Source organism: Rhodopseudomonas sp. BR0C11 (assembly GCF_010820945.1).
Classification (GTDB): domain Bacteria; phylum Pseudomonadota; class Alphaproteobacteria; order Rhizobiales; family Xanthobacteraceae; genus Rhodopseudomonas; species Rhodopseudomonas palustris_H.
The window spans coordinates 1-4,561 of record NZ_QTKI01000391.1 but is presented as its reverse complement, the minus strand read 5'-3'; the positions used below and the strand labels follow the sequence as shown (position 1 = coordinate 4,561).

The window sequence follows — 4,561 nt, the reverse complement described above, 5'->3', positions numbered from 1 at the left end:
GTAGTTCAGCCATTCCTGCAGCCGGTAGCGCTCCGGCGATCCATTGGCCGGCGCCAGCTTGCCGGAGCCTTCCTTGTCGGCGCTGAACTGCACGATCGCCGGGCCCTCGGTCAGCACCGAGCCGTCGTCGAGGCCAAGCGCCGGCACCGAGCCCTTCGGGTTGATCGCGGCGTAGTCGTCGCCGTTCTCCAGCTTCTTCGCCCGGATGTCGACCTTGACCAGGTCGAACGGCAGGCCGGCTTCGCTGAGCGCGATATGCGGCGACAGCGAACATGCACCGGGCGAATAATACAGCTTCATGGCAGGGGCTCCTCGGCGGGATTGGATTCAGGCGCGCGGGCGATTAAATGCCAGTGCATGGGCAAGTCAAGATTGATGCAGCTGCATACACTAGGTTACAGTCGCCGCGGATGGACGAACCGATGAAACGCAAACCGTCGACCGAGGCCACTGCGGCCTGGGTCCGCCTGATGCGGGTCCGGAGCCGGGTGTTGGACGCTGTCGAGCAGGAATTGAAGAAGGCGGGCTTCCCGCCGCTGGCGTGGTACGACGCGCTGCTCGAATTGTCGCGCGCGCCGGGCGGCGAGATGCGTCCGGTCGAGCTCGAAAAACAGATGCTGATCCCGCAATACTCCACCTCGCGCCTGGTCGACCGGCTGGTCGATGAGGGGCTGGTGGTGCGCCGTGAGTGCCGCAGCGACAAGCGCGGCCAGTTCGTCGAAATCACCGAGGCTGGACGCGAATTGCAGAAGAAGATGTGGGCCGCCTATTCGGCGGCAATCGAAAAACACGTCGGCTCGAAATTGTCCGACGCCGACGCCGTCCGGCTGTGCGGGCTGCTCGACCGGCTCGGCTGCTCGTGCGACGGCTCCGCCGCTGCGCTCGATGCGCGAGACACCGCAGTCTCGCGATGATAAACAGCTCTCGCTTCGTGTTCGCGGTTGCTTCCGGCCGCGGCTTCCACCACCTCGCGTCGCCCGATCCCGCGCGCTTTTTCCGGACTTCCCATGGCGCGTGACCAGCTCGATATGACCCCGCTGAATTCGCGTGACGAACTCGTCGCGTGGATCGAAGCGGGCGTGAAGTCGCCGGCCGAATTCCGCATCGGCACCGAACACGAAAAGACCCCGTTTACGCTCGACGGCCATCATCCGGTGCCCTACGAGGGCGCCCGCGGCATTGGCGCTCTGCTCGAAGGGATGCAGATCCTGCTCGGCTGGGAGCCGATCATGGAAGGCCCGCACATCATCGGGCTGCACGACGTCACCGGCGGCGGCGCGATCTCGCTGGAGCCGGGCGGCCAGTTCGAATTGTCGGGTGCGCCGGTCGAGACCGTGCATCAGACCCACGCCGAGCTGATGGCGCATCTGGCGCAGGTGCGCGAAGTGGCGACGCCGCTCGGGATCGGCTTCCTCGGCCTCGGCATGACGCCGTCGTGGTCGCGCAGCGAAATCCCGGTGATGCCGAAGGGCCGCTACAAGATCATGACCAACTACATGCCGAAGGTCGGTCGTTACGGCCTCGACATGATGTACCGGACCTGCACGGTGCAGACCAATCTCGACTTCTCGTCGGAAGCCGACATGGTCAAGAAGCTGCGGGTCTCGGTCGCGCTGCAGCCGGTCGCGACCGCGCTGTTTGCCAACTCGCCGTTCACCGAAGGCAAGCCGAACGGTTTCCTGTCGTTCCGCTCCGAGATCTGGCGTGACACCGACAATGATCGCTCCGGCATGCTGCCGTGGGCTTTCGAGGACGGCATGGGATTCGAGCGTTGGGTCGACTACGCGCTCGACGTGCCGATGTACTTCGTCAAGCGCGGCGACAGCTATATCGACGTGGCCGGTTCGTCGTTCCGCGACTTCTTCGACGGCAAGAACGATAAGCTGCCCGGCGAGCGGCCGACGCTGTCGGACTGGGCCAATCATCTATCGACGATCTTCCCCGAGGTGCGGCTGAAGCGGTACCTGGAAATGCGCGGCGCCGACGGCCAGCCGTGGGGCCGCCTGACGGCGCTGCCGGCGTTCTGGGTCGGTCTGCTGTACGACGACACCAGCCTCGATGCGGCCTGGGAGCTGGTCAAAGGCTGGAGCGCCGAGGAGCGCCAGGCGCTGCGGGACGAGGTGCCGCGGCTCGGCTTCAAGGCCAAGATCGGCAACCGCTTCCTGTTCGAAATCGCCAAGGATTGCCTGGTGCTGGCGCATGCCGGGCTGCGTCGCCGCGGCCGCGTCGATCCAACCGGCCTCGACGAATCGCGGCATCTGGCCCCGCTCGACCGTATTCTCGACAACGGGCATACCCCGGCCGAGGAGATGCTGGAGAAGTATCACGGTGCGTGGCGCGGCTCGGTGGAGCCGGCTTACGACGAATACGCGTTCTGAGCGCTGGCGGACCAAGACCGCGCTGGCCCGCGCCGTTCATCCGCCATACAGGTTGCCGGCCGTCAGATGGGCCGTGGGGCTGCGCTCCGGATTGGCCTGAGTTCCATCGGCCAAAGTTCCGGGCCTAACGCGAAAGCAAGTGTGAATGCGAAGCGGCCTGCTCAGGGCGTGTTTGCTCGTGCTCGCCGTGGCTGCGGCGGCGCTGTCGCCGCATGCGTCCCGTGCCCAAGCCAATATCGATCGCATCGGCGGCGATTACCTGCGCACGCCTGTGACCAGCGGCGACCCGGCCGAATGCGCGCTGATGTGCGAGCGCGACAAGCGCTGCCGGTCGTGGACCTTCAGCTATCCGCGCTCGCCCGAAGACGGTGCGATGTGCTGGCTGAAGAGCACGGTTCCGCCGCGCACGCCGAACTCGTGCTGCGTGTCGGGCGTCCGCGGTGCCGGCGTGCTGGAGCCGCGCAACGATTCTAACGAGGTCTCGATCGACCGCTTCGGCGGCGACTACCGCAATTTCGAACTGAAATCGGGCGAGGGCGACGAGGCCTGCAAGGCCGCCTGCGTCGACGAGCATAAGTGCCGGGCCTGGACCTATGCGCGTCCCGGCTATGTCGGCCGCAACGCCCGCTGTTTCCTGAAAAGCCAGATCAAGCCGCCGCGCCGCAAGGCCGGGTTCATCTCCGGCGTGGTGCGCTGAGGCGCAAAACGATTGCGGCTCAATGCACCGCGGTGAAGAACCGCGCGACACGGAAGCCGGAGAACCAGTCGGTGAGCGGCTGGCGGCGGACGCCGGGATTCCACGAGCCGACAATCGCATCGACCCGGCCGACCAGGTCGTCGATCGGCAGCATGCCGACGCCGCCTTCGCTCACCGGCACGCGGCTGTCGGCGGAGTTGTCGCGGTTGTCGCCCATCACGAACAGGTGGCCGGGCGGCACGGTGACTTCCGCCGTGTTGTCGAGCCGGCCGTTGTCGTACAGCTTGAAGATCGGGTGGGCGACGCCGCCGGGCAGCGTCTCGATGTAGCGCGCGGCGGTCTCATACGAGCCGTTGTCGTCCTCGGCGCGGCCGACGCCGTCCGGCGTGACCTTGGCGGCAACGCCGTTGATGAACACTCGGCCGTTGTCGAGCTGCACCCGGTCGCCGGGCAGGCCGACCACGCGCTTGACCCAGACCTGCGAGCGATCACCGGACCAGCGAAACACCACCACGTCGCCGCGGTGGGGTGTGGCACCGAACACACGCCCGCTTTCCGGCACCGAGACGTGGATCGGCAGCGAGGCAGCCGAATAGCCGTACGGATATTTCGAGGCCAGCAAAGCGTCGCCGATCAGCAGCGTCGGCTCCATCGAGCCGGACGGCACGTAGAACGGCTCGGCGACCGCGCCCTTGCCGACCAGCACGATCGCCACCACGGCGGCGAGCTGCGTCAGCTGCGAGCCCCAGCGCCGCGCGGTGCTCGCAGCCGTCTCCGTCTTCGTCGTCATCCGCCGGTGCCTCCGACCGTAATCCTGTCCATGCGCAGCGTCGGCTGGCCGACGCCCACCGGCACGCCCTGGCCGTTCTTGCCGCAGGTGCCGATGCCGTCATCGAGCTGCATGTCACTTCCGATCATGGAAATGCGGTGCAAATCGGTCGGACCATTGCCGATCAGCATCGCGCCCTTCAGCGGTGCGCCGATCTTGCCGTTCTCGATCCGGTAGGCCTCGGTGCACTGGAACACGTATTTGCCTGACGTGATGTCGACCTGGCCGCCACCGAAGTTCACCGCGTAAATGCCGTTTTTCACCGAGGCGAGGATTTCGGCCGGGTCGCGCTGGCCGGCCAGCATGTAGGTGTTGGTCATTCGCGGCATCGGGACGTGGGCATAGGACTGCCGGCGGCCGTTGCCGGTCGGCTTCATACCCATCAGCCGGGCGTTCTGGCGGTCCTGCATGTAGCCGGTGAGGATCCCGTCTTCGATCAGAACGGTGCGGCTGGTCGGGGTGCCTTCGTCGTCGATCGACAGCGAGCCGCGCCGCGCCGAGATGGTGCCGTCGTCGACCACGGTGACGCCCTTGGCGGCGACCTGCTGGCCGAGCAGGCCGGCGAAGGCGGAGGTCTTCTTGCGGTTGAAATCGCCTTCGAGGCCGTGGCCTGTCCCTTATACACATCTGACGCTGCCGAGCCTGTCCCTTATATAG

The 4,561-nt window shown here is 66.4% G+C and carries 5 protein-coding genes and 1 pseudogene; 3 read left to right on the top strand and 3 right to left on the bottom strand.

The features are described from left to right. The coding region (locus tag DYI24_RS21850; RefSeq protein WP_205523627.1) for a glutathione S-transferase N-terminal domain-containing protein at nucleotides 1–300 on the bottom strand (300 nt) is incomplete at its 3' end. A 122-nt stretch (nucleotides 301–422) separates the two neighbouring features. Here DYI24_RS21850 and DYI24_RS21845 point away from each other — a divergent pair. The 3 genes from DYI24_RS21845 (at nucleotide 423) to DYI24_RS21835 (ending at nucleotide 3,075) form a co-directional block, all read left to right on the top strand. Continuing rightward, a complete protein-coding gene (locus DYI24_RS21845) occupies nucleotides 423–914 on the top strand; it encodes a MarR family winged helix-turn-helix transcriptional regulator (RefSeq protein ID WP_107357390.1) in 492 nt (163 codons plus the stop codon). Nucleotides 915–1,007: 93 nt separating this feature from the next. Continuing rightward, a complete protein-coding gene (locus tag DYI24_RS21840) occupies nucleotides 1,008–2,378 on the top strand; it encodes a glutamate--cysteine ligase (protein WP_164573823.1) in 1,371 nt (456 codons plus the stop codon). Between the two features lie 145 nt (nucleotides 2,379–2,523). Beyond that, nucleotides 2,524–3,075 (top strand): PAN domain-containing protein, encoded by a 552-nt coding sequence (locus DYI24_RS21835; RefSeq protein ID WP_107342996.1) that lies wholly within the window; start codon nucleotides 2,524–2,526, stop codon nucleotides 3,073–3,075. Nucleotides 3,076–3,094: 19 nt separating this feature from the next. Here DYI24_RS21835 and lepB read toward each other — a convergent pair whose 3' ends face one another. Both lepB and DYI24_RS21825 read right to left on the bottom strand, forming a co-directional pair. Next, nucleotides 3,095–3,865 carry a signal peptidase I gene (lepB, locus tag DYI24_RS21830; protein ID WP_107354279.1) on the bottom strand — a complete coding sequence of 257 codons (771 nt, stop codon included), beginning with the start codon at nucleotides 3,863–3,865 and terminating at the stop codon, nucleotides 3,095–3,097. Further along, a pseudogene (locus DYI24_RS21825) lies at nucleotides 3,862–4,515 on the bottom strand (metallopeptidase TldD-related protein); the annotation flags it as partial. The pseudogene DYI24_RS21825 and the gene lepB, both read right to left, overlap by 4 nt. Nucleotides 4,516–4,561 lie beyond the last annotated feature (46 nt).

Excerpts from the sequence above, each read along its gene's own strand:
- DYI24_RS21845 (WP_107357390.1), top strand. The coding sequence starts at position 423 with ATGAAACGCAAACCGTCGACCGAGGCCACTGCGGCCTGGGTCCGCCTG.
- DYI24_RS21835 (WP_107342996.1), top strand. The coding sequence starts at position 2,524 with ATGCGAAGCGGCCTGCTCAGGGCGTGTTTGCTCGTGCTCGCCGTGGCT.
- lepB (WP_107354279.1), bottom strand. The coding sequence starts at position 3,865 with ATGACGACGAAGACGGAGACGGCTGCGAGCACCGCGCGGCGCTGGGGC.
- DYI24_RS21840 (WP_164573823.1), top strand. The coding sequence starts at position 1,008 with ATGGCGCGTGACCAGCTCGATATGACCCCGCTGAATTCGCGTGACGAA.